The organism is Flavobacterium collinsii, assembly GCF_902804485.1.
GTDB lineage: Bacteria > Bacteroidota > Bacteroidia > Flavobacteriales > Flavobacteriaceae > Flavobacterium > Flavobacterium collinsii.
Window position 1 is genome coordinate 619 of sequence record NZ_CADCST010000034.1, and the last position, 1,340, is coordinate 1,958.

The window sequence follows — 1,340 nt, forward strand, 5'->3', positions numbered from 1 at the left end:
AGTCGTTATAGGCACGAGTCCTGGTCAAGTAAGTTTGACAGCAGTAACTGTTCCTGCAGGATTAACTTTGAATGCAGATGGTAGTGTAACTGTAGCTCCAAATACTGTGGCAGGAAATTATACAGTGGAATATAAAATATGTGAAATAACGAATCCGTCTAACTGTAGTACGGTATCTAGTACTGTTGTGGTAAGTGCAGCAGCAATTGTTGCATTGACAGAGACTACAGCGTCAATTAATGGAAATACGGGAGGTAATAGTGCTTCTTTGACATCAAACGACACTTTAAACGGTAATCCAGTCGTTATAGGCACGAGTCCTGGTCAAGTAAGTTTGACAGCAGTAACTGTTCCTGCAGGATTAACTTTGAATGCAGATGGTAGTGTAACTGTAGCTCCAAATACTGTGGCAGGAAATTATACAGTGGAATATAAAATATGTGAAATAACGAATCCGTCTAACTGTAGTACGGTATCTAGTACTGTTGTGGTAAGTGTTATGATACCAGTATCAAGACCAAGTATTGCTTTAGTGAAAACAGCACATTTCAATGATGAAAACGGTGACAGTAATGCAAAAGTAGGGGAGACTGTTACGTATAATTTTGCAGTAACCAATACAGGAAATGTAGCGTTGACTAATGTTTATATAGTAGATCCGTTAACTGGAATTACCATGACTGGAGGTCCAATAAATTTAGCTGTAGGAGAAGAGGATAGTTCTTCCTTTACAGGAACTTATTCGATCGTACAAGCTGATATTAATTCGGGAAGTATATCGAATCAAGCCGAAGTTTTTGGAACAAGTCCTGATCACATTGTCGTAAAAGACAAATCAGATGATAGTAGTGTATTGGGGGATAAACCAACTGTTTTATCGCTACAAGGTTGTGTAATTAAAGTATTCAACGCGGTTTCTATAAATGGAGACAGTAAGAACGAGAGATTTTATATCCAGGGATTAGAATGTTATCCTGACAATACGGTTCAGATTTTTAACCGTTGGGGAGTTTTGGTTTTTGATCGTGATCATTACAATAATAATGATATTGTTTTTAGAGGTATTTCTGAAGGACGTGTTACAATTAAAGATTCAGATGGATTACCGGAAGGAACTTATTATTACATCATTAAATACAAAGACAACCAATCCAATCCACATCAGGAGGCGGGGTATTTATACCTAACCAAATAATATTCTGTACTAATAAAATGGCTTAGTCAATAGGCTAAGCCATTATTTAAAAATAAAATAAATGAAAAAATTAGTTTTAGTTTTATTGTTTTGTTCTACTGCAGGTTTTGCCCAGCAAGATGCACAGTTTACACAATACATGTAT

1 protein-coding gene is annotated in these 1,340 nt (G+C 36.2%); it reads left to right on the forward strand.

What is annotated here, in order from left to right; genetic code table 11:
• A partial coding sequence (locus FLA105534_RS00220) for a T9SS type B sorting domain-containing protein (RefSeq protein WP_173964043.1) occupies nt 1-1,195 on the forward strand: 1,195 nt, incomplete at its 5' end.
• Nucleotides 1,196-1,340 lie beyond the last annotated feature (145 nt).